The 17,603-nt window shown below is 48.0% G+C and carries 16 protein-coding genes and 3 tRNA genes; 10 read left to right on the top strand and 9 right to left on the bottom strand.

From position 1 onward, the window contains the following. The first annotated feature begins 143 nt into the window (after positions 1–143). The 3 genes from aceE to AC2T15_RS10015 all read left to right on the top strand — a co-directional run bounded on the left by aceE (position 144) and on the right by AC2T15_RS10015 (position 5,042). Entirely contained in the window at positions 144–2,798 is a 2,655-nt protein-coding gene (gene aceE / locus AC2T15_RS10025; RefSeq protein WP_486778199.1) for a pyruvate dehydrogenase (acetyl-transferring), homodimeric type, read from the top strand. Positions 2,799–2,812: 14 nt separating this feature from the next. Beyond that, the gene (gene aceF / locus AC2T15_RS10020) at positions 2,813–4,453 is read left to right on the top strand and encodes a dihydrolipoyllysine-residue acetyltransferase (protein ID WP_486778198.1); all 1,641 of its coding nucleotides are present in this window, start codon (positions 2,813–2,815) and stop codon (positions 4,451–4,453) included. A 136-nt stretch (positions 4,454–4,589) separates the two neighbouring features. After that, a complete protein-coding gene (locus tag AC2T15_RS10015; RefSeq protein WP_053102870.1) occupies positions 4,590–5,042 on the top strand; it encodes an OsmC family protein in 453 nt (150 codons plus the stop codon). 77 nt (positions 5,043–5,119) lie between these two features. Here the strand turns inward: AC2T15_RS10015 and AC2T15_RS10010 are convergent, their stop codons facing one another. Further along, positions 5,120–6,316 (bottom strand): aminotransferase-like domain-containing protein, encoded by a 1,197-nt coding sequence (locus AC2T15_RS10010; RefSeq protein ID WP_486778197.1) that lies wholly within the window; start codon positions 6,314–6,316, stop codon positions 5,120–5,122. Between the two features lie 228 nt (positions 6,317–6,544). On the opposite strand from AC2T15_RS10010, the gene AC2T15_RS10005 reads away from it, so the two are divergent. Further along, positions 6,545–7,006, top strand: coding sequence for a MaoC family dehydratase (locus AC2T15_RS10005; protein WP_286593288.1), 462 nt, complete (start codon positions 6,545–6,547; stop codon positions 7,004–7,006). Here the strand turns inward: AC2T15_RS10005 and AC2T15_RS10000 are convergent. From AC2T15_RS10000 to efp, 3 genes are all read right to left on the bottom strand, one after another. Continuing rightward, entirely contained in the window at positions 6,990–9,797 is a 2,808-nt protein-coding gene (locus AC2T15_RS10000; protein ID WP_486778196.1) for an FAD-binding and (Fe-S)-binding domain-containing protein, read from the bottom strand. The two genes, AC2T15_RS10005 and AC2T15_RS10000, sit on opposite strands and share 17 nt — an antisense overlap. 77 nt (positions 9,798–9,874) lie before the next feature. Beyond that, a complete protein-coding gene (epmA, locus tag AC2T15_RS09995; protein ID WP_486778195.1) occupies positions 9,875–10,801 on the bottom strand; it encodes an EF-P lysine aminoacylase EpmA in 927 nt (308 codons plus the stop codon). Between the two features lie 74 nt (positions 10,802–10,875). Then, positions 10,876–11,442, bottom strand: a complete 567-nt coding sequence (gene efp / locus AC2T15_RS09990; RefSeq protein WP_053100465.1) for an elongation factor P — start codon at positions 11,440–11,442, stop codon at positions 10,876–10,878. 29 nt (positions 11,443–11,471) lie between these two features. Here efp and epmB point away from each other — a divergent pair, with 29 nt between their 5' ends. Together epmB and dbpA are read left to right on the top strand one after the other, a co-directional pair. Further along, positions 11,472–12,488, top strand: coding sequence for an EF-P beta-lysylation protein EpmB (gene epmB, locus AC2T15_RS09985; RefSeq protein ID WP_053100464.1), 1,017 nt, complete (start codon positions 11,472–11,474; stop codon positions 12,486–12,488). 118 nt (positions 12,489–12,606) lie between these two features. Further along, positions 12,607–13,944 (top strand): ATP-dependent RNA helicase DbpA, encoded by a 1,338-nt coding sequence (gene dbpA / locus AC2T15_RS09980; protein WP_486779039.1) that lies wholly within the window; start codon positions 12,607–12,609, stop codon positions 13,942–13,944. Here dbpA and AC2T15_RS09975 read toward each other — a convergent pair. Next, complete coding sequence (locus AC2T15_RS09975) at positions 13,921–14,142, bottom strand: DUF3820 family protein (protein ID WP_053100463.1); 222 nt, start codon at positions 14,140–14,142, stop codon at positions 13,921–13,923. The genes dbpA and AC2T15_RS09975 overlap by 24 nt on opposite strands. A 110-nt stretch (positions 14,143–14,252) precedes the next feature. Here AC2T15_RS09975 and AC2T15_RS09970 point away from each other — a divergent pair, with 110 nt between their 5' ends. From AC2T15_RS09970 to AC2T15_RS09955, 4 genes are all read left to right on the top strand, one after another. Then, positions 14,253–14,624, top strand: a complete 372-nt coding sequence (locus AC2T15_RS09970; protein ID WP_053100462.1) for a glutathione S-transferase N-terminal domain-containing protein — start codon at positions 14,253–14,255, stop codon at positions 14,622–14,624. 226 nt (positions 14,625–14,850) lie between these two features. Further along, positions 14,851–14,926: transfer RNA gene (locus AC2T15_RS09965), tRNA-Asn, on the top strand. 2 nt (positions 14,927–14,928) lie between these two features. Then, positions 14,929–15,005 (top strand) — tRNA-Pro (locus AC2T15_RS09960). Positions 15,006–15,010: 5 nt separating this feature from the next. Then, positions 15,011–15,085 (top strand) — tRNA-Lys (locus AC2T15_RS09955). Positions 15,086–15,231: 146 nt separating this feature from the next. Here the strand turns inward: AC2T15_RS09955 and ispA are convergent. The 4 genes from ispA to AC2T15_RS09935 form a co-directional block, all read right to left on the bottom strand. Then, positions 15,232–16,125, bottom strand: a complete 894-nt coding sequence (gene ispA, locus AC2T15_RS09950; protein WP_486778194.1) for a (2E,6E)-farnesyl diphosphate synthase — start codon at positions 16,123–16,125, stop codon at positions 15,232–15,234. After that, on the bottom strand, positions 16,122–16,367 hold the full coding sequence (locus AC2T15_RS09945; RefSeq protein ID WP_486778193.1) for an exodeoxyribonuclease VII small subunit: 246 nt from the start codon (positions 16,365–16,367) through the stop codon (positions 16,122–16,124). The genes ispA and AC2T15_RS09945 overlap by 4 nt, the downstream gene beginning before the upstream one ends. Before the next feature lie 136 nt (positions 16,368–16,503). Continuing rightward, positions 16,504–17,031: an inorganic diphosphatase gene (ppa, locus tag AC2T15_RS09940; RefSeq protein ID WP_053100459.1), complete on the bottom strand. Its 528-nt coding sequence runs from the start codon at positions 17,029–17,031 to the stop codon at positions 16,504–16,506. 82 nt (positions 17,032–17,113) lie between these two features. After that, positions 17,114–17,563 (bottom strand): GNAT family N-acetyltransferase, encoded by a 450-nt coding sequence (locus AC2T15_RS09935; protein WP_053100458.1) that lies wholly within the window; start codon positions 17,561–17,563, stop codon positions 17,114–17,116. Positions 17,564–17,603: the final 40 nt, after the last annotated feature.

Below are 17,603 nucleotides of genomic sequence, written 5' to 3'. Positions count from 1 at the left end.
GCGGCTGACTTATCGGTCTATTTGTAGTAAAACTACAAGAAACTAAATGCGCTTTAGTGATTCTTACCAAGTACGATGACTTATCCAGTCAACTGTACAGCAGGCTTCAATAAAGCGTGAAGTCACTTTGGAGAGAGTAGGTTATGCAGGATTTAGACCCAGTTGAAACCCAAGAATGGCTAGACTCTTTAGAGTCGGTGCATGAGCGTGAAGGAGAAGAGCGCGTTCATTATCTATTAGAGCGTCTTGGTGAGTATGCTAGCCGTAACGGTACCCGTTTACCCCATGCCATTACCACCCCTTATCGTAATACGATTCCGGTGACCCATGAAGCGCGAATGCCGGGTGATTTGTTTATGGAGCGGCGAATTCGTTCGCTCGTGCGTTGGAATGCATTAGCGATGGTGATGCGAGCTAACCAAGCTGATCCTGATTTAGGTGGACATATTGCCACCTTTGCTTCAAGTGCTACCTTGTACGATATTGGCTTCAACTATTTTTTTCAGGCTCCGACAGAGGAACACGGCGGTGATCTGATTTACTTTCAAGGCCATGCCTCGCCCGGAATCTATGCGCGGGCATTTTTAGAAGGGCGTATTTCTGAAGAGCAGCTGAGTAATTTTCGCCGTGAGGTTGATGGCAAGGGTTTATCTTCTTATCCACACCCTTGGCTAATGCCTGATTTCTGGCAGTTTCCGACAGTCTCTATGGGACTTGGACCGATTCAGGCAATCTACCAAGCACGTTTTATGAAATATCTTGAACACCGTGGATTTATTACGCCTGGTAAGCAAAAAGTGTGGTGTTTCTTAGGCGATGGGGAAACCGATGAGCCAGAATCCTTAGGTGCAATTTCCCTGGCTGGGCGTGAAAAGCTGGATAACTTAATCTTTGTGATTAACTGTAACTTACAACGCTTAGATGGCCCCGTACGTGGTAACGGCAAGATTATTCAAGAGTTAGAAGGGAATTTTCGCGGTGCCGACTGGAACGTGATTAAAGTGTTGTGGGGACGTTTATGGGATCCATTATTTGCTAAAGACACCGAAGGGGTCATGCAGCAGCGTATGGAAGAGGCCGTCGATGGAGATTATCAAAACTATAAAGCCAATAACGGTGCCTTTGTCCGCAGCGATTTTTTTGGCACTGATCCACGGCTGTTAAAAATGGTGGAAGACCTCAGTGATGATGAGGTGTGGAAGCTCAACCGCGGTGGCCATGACCCCTTTAAAGTGTATGCCGCTTACCATGCCGCGGTGAACCATAAAGGTCAGCCTAGTGTGATTTTGGCGAAAACGATTAAAGGCTATGGCACCGGTAGCGGTGAAGCGCAAAACATTGCACATAATGTGAAAAAGGTCGATTTACCTAGCTTACGTTCATTCCGTGATCGGTTTGGGATTCCAGTGGATGATGACCAGCTGGAAAGCTTGCCGTTTTATCGGCCTGCCGAGGACAGTCCAGAAATTAAATACATTAAGCAAAGCCGCGAAAAGCTCGGTGGTTTTGTCCCGCAGCGGCGCAGCAAAAGTATCAGCATTCCAACGCCTCCATTAGCAACGCTAAAAGCGATATTAGAGGGTACCGGTGAGCGTGAAATATCAACCACCATGGCCTTTGTGCGAATTTTATCGCATCTAGTTAAAGACAAAGATTTGGGCAGTCGTATAGTGCCGATTATTCCCGATGAGGCGCGCACCTTTGGCATGGAAGGCATGTTTCGGCAGTTAGGCATTTACTCGGCAGTCGGGCAGTTGTATCAGCCGGTGGATCACGAGCAAGTGATGTATTACAAGGAAGATAAAAAAGGGCAGATTCTGGAAGAAGGAATCACCGAGGCAGGTGCGATGTCCTCGTGGATTGCCGCCGCCACGGCGTACAGCACCCATAATCAGCCGATGCTGCCTTTTTATGCTTTCTACTCGATGTTTGGTTTTCAGCGCATAGGCGATTTGGCTTGGGCAGCAGGGGATATTCGCGCCCGTGGCTTCTTAATGGGCGGTACTGCGGGGCGCACTACGCTTAATGGTGAAGGTTTGCAGCACGAAGATGGCCACAGCCATATTCTGGCAGGCACTATTCCTAATTGTCACAGCTATGATCCGGCCTACGGCTATGAAATGGCGGTGATTATCCAAGAAGGGATTCATCAGATGTTAGAGCTGCAACAAGATCGCTTCTACTACATCACCATGATGAACGAGTCCTATGTGCAGCCTGCCATTCCTCAGCAGGAAAATATTGAGCGTGACATTATTCGCGGCATGTATTTGCTTGAAGAAGATAAGCGCCAATCAGAGCTGCATGTGCAGTTATTGGGCAGCGGTACGATTTTGCGTGAAGTACGCGAGGCAGCGAAAATTCTACGGGATGAGTTTGGAGTAGGTGCTGACGTATGGAGTGTGACCAGTTTTAATGAGCTACGCCGCGATGGTTTAGAGGTGGAGCGCTGGAACCGTTTACATCCCCGTGAGCCGATGCGTTTAAGCCATCTTGAGCAGTGTCTGACAGAGCGGCGTGGTCCAGTGGTGGCCTCAACGGATTATATGAAACTGTACGCTGATCAGGTACGGCAATGGATTCCACAAACCACCTATAAAGTATTAGGTACCGATGGCTTTGGCCGCAGTGATACACGTAAAAAACTGCGTGATTTCTTTGAAGTGGATCGGCATTGGGTGGTGTTAGCAGCGCTTGAAGGATTAGTAAAAGATGGACAGCTAGAGGCACAAGTACTGCTGGATGCGATGCAAACATTTGGTATCGATGTCAATAAACCGAACCCACTGGACTGCTAAGAAGGAGTAAGGCGATGACCACTGAATTAATTCGCGTGCCTGATATCGGTAACGGTGAAGGTGAGGTAATTGAGTTATTTGTCAAAGTTGGCGATGAAATTGAAGCAGAGCAAAGTTTGCTGACGCTGGAGTCTGATAAAGCCAGTATGGAAATTCCAGCGCCGAAAGCGGGGATTATTAAAAGCTTAAAGGTACAGTTAGGGGATCGCTTAAAAGAAGGCGATGAGTTACTGGAGTTGGAGGTCGAATCGGCAGCGGTTGAAGCTACTGAGTCTGCAGAGCAAAGCCAGTCAACCACAGAGCAAGCGAGTGAAGAGCAGGCTGAATCTTCAGTAGCGCCCGCTGTTAAGTCAGCAACTGAAATAAGTGCTGAAGAGCAAGAGATTAAAGTGCCAGATATTGGTTCCGCTGGGAAAGCACGGGTGATTGAGCTGATGGTGGCGGTGGGTGATCAGGTGCAAGCGGAAGATTCACTGCTGACGCTGGAATCAGATAAAGCCAGTATGGAAATTCCATCACCCGTTGCCGGTGAGATAACTGAAGTGCTGGTGCGCTTAGATGCTGAAGTGGGTACAGGCGATTTAATTTTTAAAATTAAAACTCAAGTTGCTGCAAGTGAAGCAGAAGCTACACCTGATACAACCGCCCCAGCAACAGAGTCAATGACACCAGCAGAGTCTATTGATACGGCTACCTCTGTATCCGTTGCGCCGATTAGTCAACCGACTAAGCCTGCAAAAGCCAAAAGCCAAGTACATGCCGGCCCTGCGGTACGAAAGTTGGCGCGAGAGTTTGGAGTGGATTTAGGCTTAGTGACTGCGACTGGGCCGCACGATCGGATTGTGAAAGAAGATGTGCAGTTGTATGTGCAAACTGTCCTTAGCAAACAAAAGGCTGCGAGTGGAGAAGCACCAGGCGCAGGTATTCCGCCTATTCCTGAAGTTGACTTCTCACGCTTTGGTGAAGTAGAAGAGGTCGCCATGACCCGTTTGCAGCAAATTGGGGCGACTAATTTGCATCGTAGCTGGCTGAACGTGCCACATGTCACACAGTTTGAGTCGGCAGATATTAGTGAGCTCGAAAAATTTCGAGTGGCACAAAAAGTGGTAGCGGAACAAGCAGGGGTCAAATTAACCATTCTGCCGTTTTTACTAAAAGCCTGTGCTCATTTGTTAAAGGAAATGCCAGATTTTAATAGCTCATTAGCACCGAGTGGTACGGCAGTAATTCGCAAAAAATACGTGCATTTAGGCTTTGCAGTTGATACACCTGAGGGCTTATTGGTACCTGTGATTCGGGATGTGGATCAAAAAAGCTTGCTGCAATTAGCCGCTGAAGCAGCAGAGTTAGCCGACAAAGCCCGTAATAAAAAACTTAGCCCCGATCAAATGCAAGGTGCTTGCTTTACTATTTCAAGCTTGGGACATATTGGTGGAACGGGTTTTACTCCGATTGTGAATGCTCCCGAAGTAGCCATTTTAGGTGTGTCACGCGCCACCATGCAGCCGGTTTGGAATGGCAAGAAATTTAAGCCGCGCCTGCTGCTGCCGTTGTCATTATCCTATGATCACCGAGTAATTAATGGTGCTGCGGCTGCTCAGTTTACCCGGCGCTTAAGTGATCTCTTAGCAGAAATTCGCAGCCTGCTATTGTAAAACTAGCGAAGTTCGCGCCACTGCCCAAGCGTAGCCTTGGGCATTTTTTATGGGTTATATAGCCATTAGTTATTTATGGTTCGGCAGATATAGCGTTAGATTGATTTTTTAGCGACTAGTTAGGGAGAAGCGTGTTATGGCAGTAGAGCAGGTCAATGTCTGTGCTGAGTTACAGCAAGGAGTTGCAGTTAAGGTGCAGGCGCGTCAATTTGAGCTCATGCTAGATGAGCCCAAGAGCTTAGGCGGTACGGATACTGGAATGAATCCTGTGGAAGCATTGTTGGGAGCTTTAGGTGCTTGCCAGGCAATTGTAGCTCGGGTCTATGCCGCCAAGTTTAATGTGGTATTGGATGGATTTAACGTTAAGTTAGAGGGCGACTTGGATCTTGATGGGTTTTTAGGCAAGTCAGAGGTACGTCCTGGCTATTCAGCGATTCGTTACCAGTATTGGATTGAGTCGCCTTCGGCGAAAGAGGATGTTGCAGCCTTAATTAAGTTTGTGGCTGAAAAGTGTCCGGTGGGGGATAGTTTGGCTCAGGGTGTTGCGCTGTCGTTAAATGGAGTGCACTTAAATCAACAAGTGCTATAGCAAAGGCGTGGAGTTGTTAGTGTAGTACTAATCAAGCCGCAGAATATGCGGCTTGATTAGTGTTATGGTGCTGAAATTTAGAGTTGTTCGCGAATCAATTGCCCTAAAATTTCAATGCCTTGACGAATACGCTCTTCAGATACCGTCACAAAACTGAGACGGAAGGTATTCGTTTTAGCTTCGGCGGTGGCATAGAAGGGTTCGCCAGGTACAAAGGCTACATTTCGCTCAATAGCTTTTTGCAGTAACTCATTGGCACTCATATGCTCAGGTAAGGTGACCCAGAGGAACATGCCTCCTTCGGGACGAGTCCAGTGTACGCCTTCAGGGAAGTAATGCTGCATTGCGTCCAGCATAAATTGGCATTGGCGTTTATAGAGTTCACGCACCGTTGGTAAATGCTGTTTTAAGAAACCATTTTTTACCGCTTCATAAACGGCCATTTGCGTAACGGTTGGCGAGTGTAAGTCGGTGGCTTGTTTAATTTGCACCAGCTTATCGATAATTGCTGAAGGTGCCACGATATAGCCTAGACGCAAACCAGGCGCTAATACTTTAGAGAACGAACCTAGGCGGATCACGGTTGCACCCGCTTTGCGGCCTAGGCTTAGCAAGCTGGGCTGTGGGCTGCCAATATAGCGCAGTTCGCCGTAGGGGTCGTCTTCGATAATCGGTAAGTTAGCGGCAGCACAACGCTCAACAAACTCTTGGCGACGTTCAGCGTTCATGGTGCGGCCAGTAGGGTTTTGGAAGTTCGGCAGCGCATAAATAAAGCGCGCGCCTTGAGCTTTAGCAGTAGATACTTCCGCAGGAATTAAGCCGCCTTCATCGGTATCCATCGCTACGTATTCAGGCTCAAACACAGAGAAAGATTGAAGGGCGCCGAGATAGGTTGGCGACTCCACCAGTACTTTACTGCCATTATCAATAAATAATTTACCCAGCATGTCTAAGGCTTGTTGTGAGCCGGAAACAATTAATACTTCATTAAGATTAATTTTGACATCGTCGGTACTGAGATCATCAGCTACCCATTGACGGAGTGGGGTATAACCTTCGGTTGGGCCGTATTGCAGTGCTTCACGGCCGTTATTAGCGAGTACCTGATCAAAGGCTTGACGTAATTCAGGAATAGGAAATCCATCAGCTGAAGGAAGGCCGCCAGCAAAGGAGATAATTTCCGGTCGAGTGGTGACTTTCAGGATTTCTCTAATGGCGGAACTGGTGAGCTGATTGGCTCGCTTAGAAAAAGTATATGAATGCTGAGAATCCATGATATGACAGTGATCCTGATAAAAAGAGGGGTGAATAACCCCAAGAAGAGAACGGTACTGAGCTAGAGTACAGGATTAAATCTCAAGGGTGAATAGCTAGGGAGCTTTATCCCGCTTGCCATCAGTGATATTAGCCAAAATAGCGACTCTGGAGTCAGCGGTTACGCTAAAGTGCAGTGCGAGTTTTATTAAAGCTGCTTTATCCTAGAGCAAATATAGGAGAACTCAATGACCAATCTTACCCCCTTGTACTTAGACGATTTAGCCGTAGGCGATCGTTTTACCAGTCGCAGTTATGAATTAACCTTAGACAGCTTATTAGAATTTGCCAATCTGTATGATCCGCAGCCATTTCATTTAGATCCGCAAGCAGCCCAAGCCACCGTGTTTAATGGTTTGGCAGCCAGTGGTTGGCAAACCGCTGGCATCACTATGCGTTTATGGAGTGAGTGTTTTCCGGTGGCGAATGGCTTGATTGGTTTAGAGAGTCAGGTCAGTTGGCCGATGCCTACCCGGGCCGGTGATCAATTGCATGTCGAACTCTGTATCACCGAGATCAAGCCTTCCGCCTCTAAGCCGGAGATGGGCATTGTGACCTATCAGAGCGAAACTAAAAATCAGCACGATCAAGTGGTGCAAAAAAACACCACCAAGATCGTGGTATTTCGCCGCGCTACAGCGGCTGACTAACCTTATCCAGCAAATATACCAAGTGCTGATAACTCAGTCCGCTATAACTAGATAAGCCAATTTCACAGGTGCGGCTGCTACTAAAACCCTGCTGGCAGCCTTCAACCTGTGATGCCAAATTGCGTAGTGCATGTTGATTGAGCTCTGGCATGGTAAAGCCTTTATCGCCAGCAAAACCGCAGCAATAAATACCTTCAGGTACGATCACCTGCTCAGCACAGGCCTGAGCAATGGCTAATAGATCGCTGCTTTGGGCTAAATGTTGAGAGCTGCAGGTGATGTGTAGGCTAATCGGGGCCTGTTGCCGAGTAATGTTTAATCTAGGTAAAGCAAACTGGCGCAAGAAGGCCGGCGAGTCATAAATGGCTAAGCGCGGATCAGCCAGCTGCTGGATTAAGCGCAAACTACAAGGACTGGTATCGCAGTAAATCGGGTACTTGCCCTGTTGACTGGCATGCAGCAAGGCTAAGGCCAGTTGATTGAGGTGCTGCTGGGCCTGTTCAGGGTAGCCCTTTGAGGCAAAGGGTTGACCACAGCACAGGCTGCCGGGCTGCTCTGGAATAATTACCTCAAATCCTGCTTTATTGAGTAGTTGTAGCGTTTTTTCTCGTAGTGACGTTTGTTCTGGATCTAAATAGCTAGGCCCCATGTTACTGGCAACGCACGAGCTAAAATAAACCACTTTATCCTGTGTGCTATCAGCGGTTGTTGGTTGCGCCAGCGGCCCAGACTTAGCCGCCGTGGGCATAGCAGTTAAATACACAGGGACTGCAGGCAAGCGCTGATGGAGTTGTGTGGTCCAGCGATTAAGTCGTGGTGCGCTAAGCACCTTGCGAGCTAATTCAGCGCTAGTTAATAGCCAGCGCGTAGCCGTAACTGTCGCGCTAAAGTGACGGGCAAGGGTTTGTGCAAGGCGCGGGCTTTGGGCTTGTTGTGTACGCAATTGACGCATTAACTCACCGGTATTAATCCCTACCGGACAACGCTGCGCGCATAATCCGGTCGCTGCACAGCTGTCAATAGCCTGATATTGATAAGCCGTTTCAAGTGCTTGGGTGTTCTGTCCTTGGCGTTTTTTCTGTTGGATATCACGCCAAGCAACAATACGCTGGCGCGGAGTGAGCGTGAGTCCGTTAGATGGGCATACCGGTTCGCAAAAGCCACATTCAATACACTTATCCACTATCGGATCCGCTTCAGGTAGTGGCTTGAGATGCTTTAAGTGAATCTGTGGATCTTTAGAAAGCACCACGTCTGGGTTTAAAATTCCCTGTGGGTCGAGCAGATGTTTAATTTTCCACATCAGTTGATAAGCATCATGCCCCCATTCCAGCTCAACGAAAGGAGCCATATTACGTCCTGTACCATGCTCAGCTTTGAGTGCGCCACCAAACTCCACGGCCACTAACTGGCTGACCTCTTGCATAAAGGCGGAGTAGCGAGCGATAGCTTCTGGGCTATCAAAGCGCTGAGTAAATACAAAATGTAGGTTGCCTTCGAGCGCATGGCCGAACAAAATCGCTTCGTCATATTGATGTTTATCGAGTAAGGCGAGTAGGCGCTTAACCCCCTGGGCCAAGACTTCTAGTGGAAAAGTAACGTCTTCGATAATGACGGTAGTGCCATTTTCGCGTACCGCGCCGACTGCAGGAAAGGTATCTTTACGCATCCGCCACAATAATTGGTAGGTGCTGGGGTCTTGAGTAAAGGCAACCTGCTGCTCTTGTGGATAGCTAGCTAGGCTATCGGTGATGTGCTCCAGTTGTGTGCTTAAGGTGGCTTGATCGGGCGCATTGGATTCAATGAGTAAGGCACAGGCGCTCTCCGATAGTTCTTGAATCCACGTTGGCATCCCTTGCATAAACTGTACAGAACGTAAGCTACGCCGATCCAATAACTCAACGGCGGAGACGGGCTGCTGTTTTAGTGTAACAACCGCTTGGCAGCAGGTATCAATATCAGGAAATACCACTAACGCCACGGCTTTATGTGGGTAGTCGGGAACGGTGCGATAGGTGACTGAGCTGACAAAACCAAGGGTGCCTTCAGAGCCCACCAGTAAGTGCATTAAAATATCCAGCGGATCAGTAAAGTCGATGAGCGCATTGAGCGACAAACCGGTGGTGTTTTTTAGCCGATATTTATGGCGAATTTTGTTTGCCAGCTGTTGATTGCTTTTAGTCTCAGTAGCTAATTGAGCAAGCTGGTCTAATAAGGTTTGATGAGATTGGCGAAACTGTTGTCGACTGGTTTCTGACTCTGTATCGAAGATGCTGCCATCGGCCAGTACCAAGCGTATACCAGCCAGTGTGTGATAACTGTTTTGTGCAGTACCACAACACATGCCGCTGGAGTTGTTAGCGACAATCCCGCCAATTTTAGCCGCATTAATTGATGCTGGATCAGGCCCTATTTTGCGTTGCAAGTGCGCCAGAGCGGCATTGGCTTGGGCGCCAATTACGCCAGGCTGTAGGCGGATTTTTCTGCCATCTTCTAGCAGTTGTTTAGCATTCCAGTGATCACCCAGCACAATAAGTACTGAATCACTGATCGCTTGCCCTGATAAGCTGGTGCCCGCAGCCCGAAAGGTTACGGGTACTTGATGTAAGCTGGCTTGCTGCAAAATAAACACCACCTCTGCCTCGCTCTCAACTCGAATGACCAGCTTGGGAATCAGTCGATAAAAACTGGCATCGGTACCGAAGGTGAGGGTGCTTAACGGGTCAGTAAATAGACGCTGTTGCGGTAGACGTTGCTCAATAGCAGCTAGAAAGGCAGCAGGAAGGCTCATGGTGCAGCTCCATAATCAATAGGTGCGTCCTTGCACTGTAAAACAATCGCTGACTAAAAGCTGTAATCGATTAACAGTTAGGCACGGCTCCAGTCAAAACTGAGTACCTGGGCGATCTCTTTACAATCTAATAGGTGCAGCAGCACCCGATCTAAACCTAGGGCAACGCCAGAACTGTCGGGTAAGCCTACTTCTAAGGCTTGCAGTAACAGCTCATCGCAAGGCCGGTCGGTGCCTTGTAATTCTTGGTTAAAGCGCTGGCGTTGGATTTTTGGGTCAGTCAGCTCATGGTAACCATTGGCCAGTTCCATGCCGTTAAAGAACAGTTCAAACCGCTCGGCCACAGCGATGCCATCTTGCTCAATAACTTTGGCTAATGCGGCTTGTGAGGCAGGAAAATGATCAATAAAGACCAAGGTATTGGCCGGAAGGTTAGGCTCTACCTGATGGCTCATAATGATATCCAGCCAGCCGTCGCGGCTCAGTGCTAAATCAGCATTGGCCAGTTGCTGGCCCAATGAGGCAATGTTTTGATCATCGGTATGATGCACATCTAGATCAGCATAGGCTTGCATGGCCTCTGCATAACTCAGGTGCAGTATAGGTAACTCGGTAAAGCGTGACTTGAGTAGCCGTTGCATAAGCTCTGCTACTTCCTCAATAAGTTGCGCTAATGACCAGTCGACGCGGTACCATTCCAGCATAGTAAATTCGGGGTTATGGCGACGGCCGGCTTCGCCCTGACGAAACACTTTGCAAATTTGGTAAATATCTCCAAAACCAGCGCAAAGTAAGCGCTTCATTGCATACTCTGGGGAGGTGTGTAGCCAGCGGCCTTCACAGTGCATTGGGGTGATGTTGGGATCAGCTACTGGCGCTAAAGTCAGCAGTGGGGTTTCGACTTCTAACACCTTGCGCTGGGCAAAAAAATGGCGAATTGTTTGATATAGGGCTTGGCGAGCGAAGAGTGCTTCGCGAGTGGCCGAGGGTTGCCAGTTGTGCATAGAAAACTCGTACTCAAGACACAAAAAAGGGAGTCAACAGACTCCCTTTAGGAAAAACGGGAAAGGCTAACTGCTTACGCGCGGCTGACGTATTCGCCAGAGCGGGTATCAATTTTTAGTTTTTCACCGATAGTAATAAACAGTGGAACCCGTACCACCGCGCCTGTGCTTAAGGTTGCAGGCTTAGTACCACCTTGCGCTGTATCACCTTTTAGGCCTGGATCAGTTTCAGTCACTTCTAACTCAATAAAGTTAGGTGCAGTGACGCTAACAACTGATTCATTGAATAGCATGATGTTGTATACTTCCTGCTCTTTTAACCATTTTTTGGTGTCGCCTAAGGCTTGCTCGCTCGCAGCGATTTGCTCAAACGAACCATCAGTTGCCATAAAGTGCCAGAACTCACCGTCGGTGTAGAGGTATTCCATATCGCGGTCGTTAATATCGGCGCTTTCTACGCTCTCGCCTGATTTGAACGTACGCTCCCAAACACGGTCGGTGCGGATGTTACGCATTTTAACGCGAGTAAAAGCTTGGCCTTTACCTGGTTTAACAAACTCAACATCAATCATGATGCATGGTTCGTTTTCCACCAGTACGCGAAGTCCTGGTTTGAATTCGTTGGTAGAATAGTTAGCCATTCCAATGTCCTGTTTTAAGGTCCTGCAAAATGCATATTATAACGCAAACTCATGATGAATATCAGGGCATGAGTTGGCAGCAGATATTAGCTCAGTCAGTTAAAACCGTAGCTGAGCTAATCACACAGTTAGCGCTTGATACAAGCCAGATTGAGCGCACGCTCCGTACAAAGTTGGCGTTTCCTTTATTGGTGCCACCAACCTTTGTCGCGCGTATGCAAAAAGGGGATTGGAATGATCCACTGCTGCGTCAAATACTGCCTGTGCAACACGAGCTGCAGCAGGTTGAGGGGTTTGGCGTTGATCCGCTAGGTGAACAAGTCACTAATGTGCAGAAAGGTATTATCCACAAATATCGGGGCCGAGTGCTACTGATTGCTGCCAGTGGTTGTGCAATTAATTGTCGTTATTGTTTTAGAAGGCATTTTCCTTACCAGGAAAATCGAGTCGGACGAGAGCAGTGGCAGCACCAATTGCAATACATTGCAGAGGATTCCAGCATTAGCGAGGTGATTCTGAGCGGGGGAGATCCGTTAATGCTGAGTGATAGTGCTTTAGCAGAGCTGCTTGAGCAAATCGCGGCGATTCCCCATGTGCGGCGTTTTCGAATTCATAGCCGTTTGCCGGTGGTGATTCCGCAGCGCTTAACCGATGAGTTGTTAACGCTATTGCAACGTAGCCGCTTAAAAACTACGTTAGTGTTGCATGTAAATCATCCCCAAGAGTTATCGACTGAGCATGCCAAACGTTTGCCTATTTGGCATCGCAGCGGAATTCACTTGTTAAATCAGAGTGTGTTACTGAAAGATATTAATGATTGCGCTGAGGTGCTGATCGAACTCAGTGAACGCTTATTTGAGCTGGATGTGCTGCCGTACTATTTGCATGTCTTAGATCGCGTGCAGGGTGCGCATCACTTTGAAGTGGCAGAAACTCAAGCCAAACAGTTACATCAACAATTATTAGCTAACTTACCTGGTTATTTGGTGCCTAAATTGGTGCGTGAGATAGCGGGTGAGCCAAATAAAACCCCTTTACAGGGGTAATCCAGTTTAGTTGCTGCTAGTAGAAAGCTAGCAGCGTTAAGCTAAATAAATACTTTATCTAATAGGTAAACTTGTGTCCCAATCTTCGGCATTTGCCATTCTTAATCTTTCCCCTGCGATGCTGGAGAATCTTCAGCAGCTGGGCTATCAATCGATGACAGCGATTCAGCAGGCCAGTTTGCCTGCTATCTTGCAAGGTCAAGATGTTATTGCTCAGGCTAAAACCGGTAGTGGTAAAACTGCAGCCTTTGGTTTGGGTGTATTGCAGCAGTTAAATCCACGTTATTTTGGTTGTCAGGCGTTGGTATTGTGCCCAACTCGTGAGCTGGCGGATCAAGTGGCTAAAGAGCTACGCCGTTTAGCTAGAGCGCAGGATAATATTAAAATTTTAACGCTCTGTGGTGGTGTCCCTTTTGGTCCGCAAGTGGGTTCACTAGAGCATGGTGCGCACATTATTGTGGGCACACCGGGGCGCATTCAGGATCATCTGCGCAAAGGTACGGTGAGTTTTAATGGTTTAAAAACCTTAGTACTTGATGAAGCTGACCGGATGCTGGATATGGGTTTTTTTGACATTATGCAAGAAATTATCCAAGCCACCCCAAATAAGCGCCAAACCCTATTATTTTCAGCCACTTACCCCGTGGGCATTCAGCAGCTTGCGGCAGAATTTTTGCGTCAGCCGGTGACGATTAAGGTTGAAAGTCAGCATCAAGCTAGCCAGATTCAACAATACTTTTACGAGGTGCAGCCAGAGCAGCGCTTAACGGCTGTGGAACAGCTGCTACGGCATTATCTTCCGGATAGTTGTGTGGCATTTTGCCAAACTAAACAGCAGTGTAATGAGTTGGTCGCCCATCTTGAGCAACAAGGTATTGCTGCGGTGGCCTTGCATGGCGATTTAGAACAACGCGATCGCGATAAAGTCTTAACTCTGTTTAGCAGTCGTTGTACGCGGATATTAGTGGCAACAGATGTTGCAGCGCGAGGTTTGGATATTGATGATTTGCCAATGGTGCTCAACGTTGAGTTGGCTCGAGATCCTGAAGTGCACACCCACCGTATTGGTCGTACTGGGCGGGCAGGGGCGAGTGGCATTGCCGTGAGCTTGGTCACGCCTAAAGAAGCGTATCGTGCAGCAGCGATAGAGGCCCAGCAGAGTGAGCCGTTAGCGTGGTATTCATTAGCAGCTTTAAAACCAAACTACCAAGATTACACACCCGCTATGCAGTGTTTAAATATTGGGGCAGGGCGTAAACATAAATTACGTCCAGGTGATATTTTGGGAGCCTTAACTGGTGATGCCGGATTGTCAGGAGCGCAGGTGGGAAAAATTTCGCTCTTTGATCATCAGGCCTATGTGGCGGTTGAACGTGCAGTGGCGCGTAAGGCTCTGCAACGGTTACAAGAGGGCAAAATTAAAGGGCGTAATTTACCGGTACGTTTTGTCTCGTAACGGGATAAGTAAGCTGCTGAGGCCGTTATGATCAATCTCATGCATCAGCTGTAATAGTTCACCAATTTCTCCTTTGGGAAAGCCAGTGCGGGCAAACCAGTTAAGGTAATGGCCAGGTAAGTCGGCAATCAGCCGACCTTGGTATTTGCCGTAGGGCATAGTGCGGGTGACAAGTTTTTCTAAGTCAGCAGGTTGCATGGTTCACTCAAAAGGCGATATAGGCTAGGGGTGTGGCAGTCAATCCTAGTTAGGGTACACTGCGCGCCTCCTTAGGGTTTAACAATAACGAATAGTGTAAGGTGAGGTCGATGTTAGTTAAAGCATTACGCAATGGGTTGGGGCAAATCATTATTTTTGCTGATTGGGTGACGCGCCCGAAAAAGAAGCAACGCTCTGCAGCTGAACAGCAGCAAGTGGATCAAGCAGTACAGGGTTTCCAGTTGTATCAGTTCCATGCTTGTCCTTTTTGCGTCAAGGTGCGACGTAAAATGCACGAGTTAAACGTATCGATTGAGCTGAAAGATGCTAAAAATGATCCGCTGGCGCGTGCAGAGCTAGAGCAGCAAGGCGGTAAAATTCAGGTACCTTGCTTGAAGATGCTTGATTCTGCTACTGGGGAAGTGACTTGGCTGTATGAATCCAAGGCAATTGTTGAGTTTTTAGAAAACCGGTTTGCTTGATAGTAAGTCAGTGGGAGCAAATAAAAACAAATAAAAGCTTGACAGGTTAATGTAGTGTTAATAGTATATGCGCCCTGTCAGCACAGCAAGTTTGCTTGCCACTATTTTTGCAAAGTTTAAAGAAATTTAAATAGTTAAAATAAAGGTTGACAAAGAGAATTAACTCTATAAAATACACCGCCACTAGCACGGAGGAAGCGAAAGCAACCTAAAGCTAGATTGAAGTTCCGCGATAGCTCAGTCGGCAGAGCAAATGACTGTTAATCATTGGGTCCCTGGTTCGAGCCCAGGTCGCGGAGCCACTCGGGGTATAGCGCAGTCCGGTAGCGCGCCTGCTTTGGGAGCAGGATGTCGGGAGTTCGAATCCCCCTACCCCGACCATTTTTGGGTCGTTAGCTCAGTGGTAGAGCAGTTGGCTTTTAACCAATTGGTCGTAGGTTCGACCCCTACACGACCCACCATAAAACAACGCTTAGCTTCGGCTAGGCGTTTTTTTATGCCCGTCATTTATGTCAGCCATCAGCTAAGCACTTTATTAAGTTAATAATAGTGCTTAGTGAGAATCATCCTGGGCTTGAAGGGATTGCTAACCAGTGCGTGTTGTCGCTTAGTTGGCTCTTTGCACAATGTAGTCTGCAATTAAGCGCAGCGGTTGTGCACGCTCCGGCTCTGGCAATTGCTCAAGGGCTGAGATTGCTTGCTGATGTAGCTCTTGGGCATAGCGCTTAGCAGTTTCCAATCCCATCAGGCTAGGGTAGGTGGGTTTGTGCTGTTCTAAATCACTGCCTTGGGGCTTGCCTAGGGTTTCGGTGTCGCTGGTTACATCTAAGATGTCATCTTGAACCTGAAAGGCTAGGCCAATCGCTTTAGCGTATTGATCTAGAATAGCGAGGTTGTACTGGTTGGCTTGGTTGCTGGCGAGAGCGCCTAAGCGAATGCTGGCCGCAATCAGTGCGCCGGTTTTATGTTGGTGCATATTCTCTAAGGCGGACTGGTTCAGTTGCTGGCCTACTGCACTTAAATCGATCGCTTGTCCACCGACCATGCCTTCAGCGCCAGCTGCTTGAGCCAGTTCAAGGGTCATGGCTAAGCGTAAATCGCTCTCAAGTGGCGAGAGTTCAGGGTTGCAAATGGCGGCAAAGGCCAAAGATTGTAGGGCGTCACCGGCTAAAATCGCGTAAGCCTCATCAAAGGCAATATGGGTGGTAGGTAAGCCGCGGCGCAGTTCATCGTTATCCATTGCAGGCAAGTCATCATGCACCAGCGAATAGGCGTGAATGAGCTCTACTGCGCAGGCAGCACCATGGGCAGTGCTCAGCTCGCCACCTAAGGCTTCACAGGCTGCGTAAACCAAGAGTGGGCGAACCCGCTTACCGCCATTCATCACGCTGTAGCGCATGGCTTCATAGAGCCGAGTCAGCTCAGGCTTGTCAGTGCTTAGTAGTTGCTTGAGTGCTTGATCAACTAAGGCTTGGCACTGCTGTTGATAGGCTTGAATCATGCTTTTTCATCCGCTACAAAAGGTTGCTCAGTGGGTGACTGATCTTTATCAGCTAATAAAATAGAAACTTTTTGCTCGGCTTGGGCGAGGGCAGTTTGGCACTGGCGGGTGAGTACCACTCCTTGTTCAAACACTTGCAGTGCTTCATCTAGGGGTAAATCGCCTTGCTCAATTTTTTCTACCAGAGCAGTCAATTCGGTAAGTGACTCTTCAAAAGAGACAGTGGCTTTTTTGCGGGCCATAACAACATCTCGCTAATGCAGTGACCTTGAGCTAGCTAAGGTCTAAATTAACACCCAAGCGGGGCGGATCATTAAAATGCAAACAGCCGGCAAAAGAGCGCCGGCTGTTTAAGGGATCAAGCAGTTTCGTTAGTGCTTACTTGTTAAAAGCAGCCACTGCTTTAGTGATCTCGGCACGGGCAGCTTCTGCATCGCCCCAGCCTTCAACTTTTACCCATTTGCCTTTTTCTAAGTCTTTGTAATTTTCAAAGAAGTGTTTGATCTGCTCGAGTAGTAGGGCAGGCAAATCAGTGTACTCCTGTACGTCATTGTACAGTTGGGTCAATTTTTCGTGGGGTACGGCAATCAGCTTGGCATCGCCACCCGCTTCGTCAGTCATGTGCAGAACACCAACCGGACGAGCGCGGATCACCGAACCAGGAGCTACTGGGTAAGGAGTAACAACTAGCACATCTAAAGCGTCGCCATCATCGGCTAAGGTGTTAGGAATAAAGCCATAGTTTGCAGGATAGAACATTGGGGTTGCCATAAAGCGGTCAACCATTAAGCAGTCGAGTTCGGTGTCAATTTCGTACTTGATTGGCGATGAGTTTGCTGGAATCTCGATTGCTACATAAATATCGTTAGGTAAATCTTTTCCGGCAGGAATGTTGTTATAGCTCATGATTATTTATCCACAGTTAAACGTGCGTAAAGTATAGGTTATTTCGACAAAGCTTGAACAGGGCGGGTGTGCAATCAATGCTTCACTCAAGCGCTAGGATATAGTTGGTTAGTTGATGATTCTCATAAAAACCTAGCGACTCATACATTTTGCGGGTGGTTTCATTGGCGCTGTTGGTAGCCACTCGAATTCTTACGGCATTGTTTTTAATCGCTTCTTCTTTGGCGCGAATCACTAAATGGCGGGCCACTTGTTTACGCCGCGAGTCTTCGCAGACAAAGATGTCGTTTAAAATCCACACCGGGCGCAGTGACAGTGAAGAATGACTTAAATACAGCAGGTTAAAGCCCATCAGCTTGTCAGTGGCTTCATCAAATGCCAGAAAGGCCACTGCTTGTTGGGTGCTTAGGCATTGCTCAAGAAAAGCCCTGGATTCTTCAACTAACGGCATCGCGCCATATAGCTCACGGTAACGAATAAACATTGGGGTGAGCACGTCTAAATGTTCGAGGGTGGCTTGAATTATTCTCATGGTAGCGCCCTTAATGCAGCTAGGAGTAGTGCCCACATCC

The sequence above is a fragment of the Thiopseudomonas sp. SA1F2-1K genome (genome assembly GCF_057443035.1).
Note: the sequence above shows the minus strand (reverse complement) of the source record. Positions and strands in the feature narration are given on the sequence as shown.

Coding starts and splice junctions, on each gene's coding strand:
- AC2T15_RS09945 (WP_486778193.1), bottom strand. CDS start 16,367: ATGGCCCGCAAAAAAGCCACTGTCTCTTTTGAAGAGTCACTTACCGAA.
- dbpA (WP_486779039.1), top strand. CDS start 12,607: ATGCTGGAGAATCTTCAGCAGCTGGGCTATCAATCGATGACAGCGATT.
- AC2T15_RS10000 (WP_486778196.1), bottom strand. CDS start 9,797: ATGAGCCTTCCTGCTGCCTTTCTAGCTGCTATTGAGCAACGTCTACCG.
- epmB (WP_053100464.1), top strand. CDS start 11,472: ATGCATATTATAACGCAAACTCATGATGAATATCAGGGCATGAGTTGG.
- AC2T15_RS09970 (WP_053100462.1), top strand. CDS start 14,253: ATGTTAGTTAAAGCATTACGCAATGGGTTGGGGCAAATCATTATTTTT.
- AC2T15_RS10015 (WP_053102870.1), top strand. CDS start 4,590: ATGGCAGTAGAGCAGGTCAATGTCTGTGCTGAGTTACAGCAAGGAGTT.
- aceF (WP_486778198.1), top strand. CDS start 2,813: ATGACCACTGAATTAATTCGCGTGCCTGATATCGGTAACGGTGAAGGT.
- epmA (WP_486778195.1), bottom strand. CDS start 10,801: ATGCACAACTGGCAACCCTCGGCCACTCGCGAAGCACTCTTCGCTCGC.
- AC2T15_RS09935 (WP_053100458.1), bottom strand. CDS start 17,563: ATGAGAATAATTCAAGCCACCCTCGAACATTTAGACGTGCTCACCCCA.
- ppa (WP_053100459.1), bottom strand. CDS start 17,031: ATGAGCTATAACAACATTCCTGCCGGAAAAGATTTACCTAACGATATT.
- AC2T15_RS10005 (WP_286593288.1), top strand. CDS start 6,545: ATGACCAATCTTACCCCCTTGTACTTAGACGATTTAGCCGTAGGCGAT.
- AC2T15_RS09975 (WP_053100463.1), bottom strand. CDS start 14,142: ATGCAACCTGCTGACTTAGAAAAACTTGTCACCCGCACTATGCCCTAC.
- aceE (WP_486778199.1), top strand. CDS start 144: ATGCAGGATTTAGACCCAGTTGAAACCCAAGAATGGCTAGACTCTTTA.
- AC2T15_RS10010 (WP_486778197.1), bottom strand. CDS start 6,316: ATGGATTCTCAGCATTCATATACTTTTTCTAAGCGAGCCAATCAGCTC.
- ispA (WP_486778194.1), bottom strand. CDS start 16,125: ATGATTCAAGCCTATCAACAGCAGTGCCAAGCCTTAGTTGATCAAGCA.
- efp (WP_053100465.1), bottom strand. CDS start 11,442: ATGGCTAACTATTCTACCAACGAATTCAAACCAGGACTTCGCGTACTG.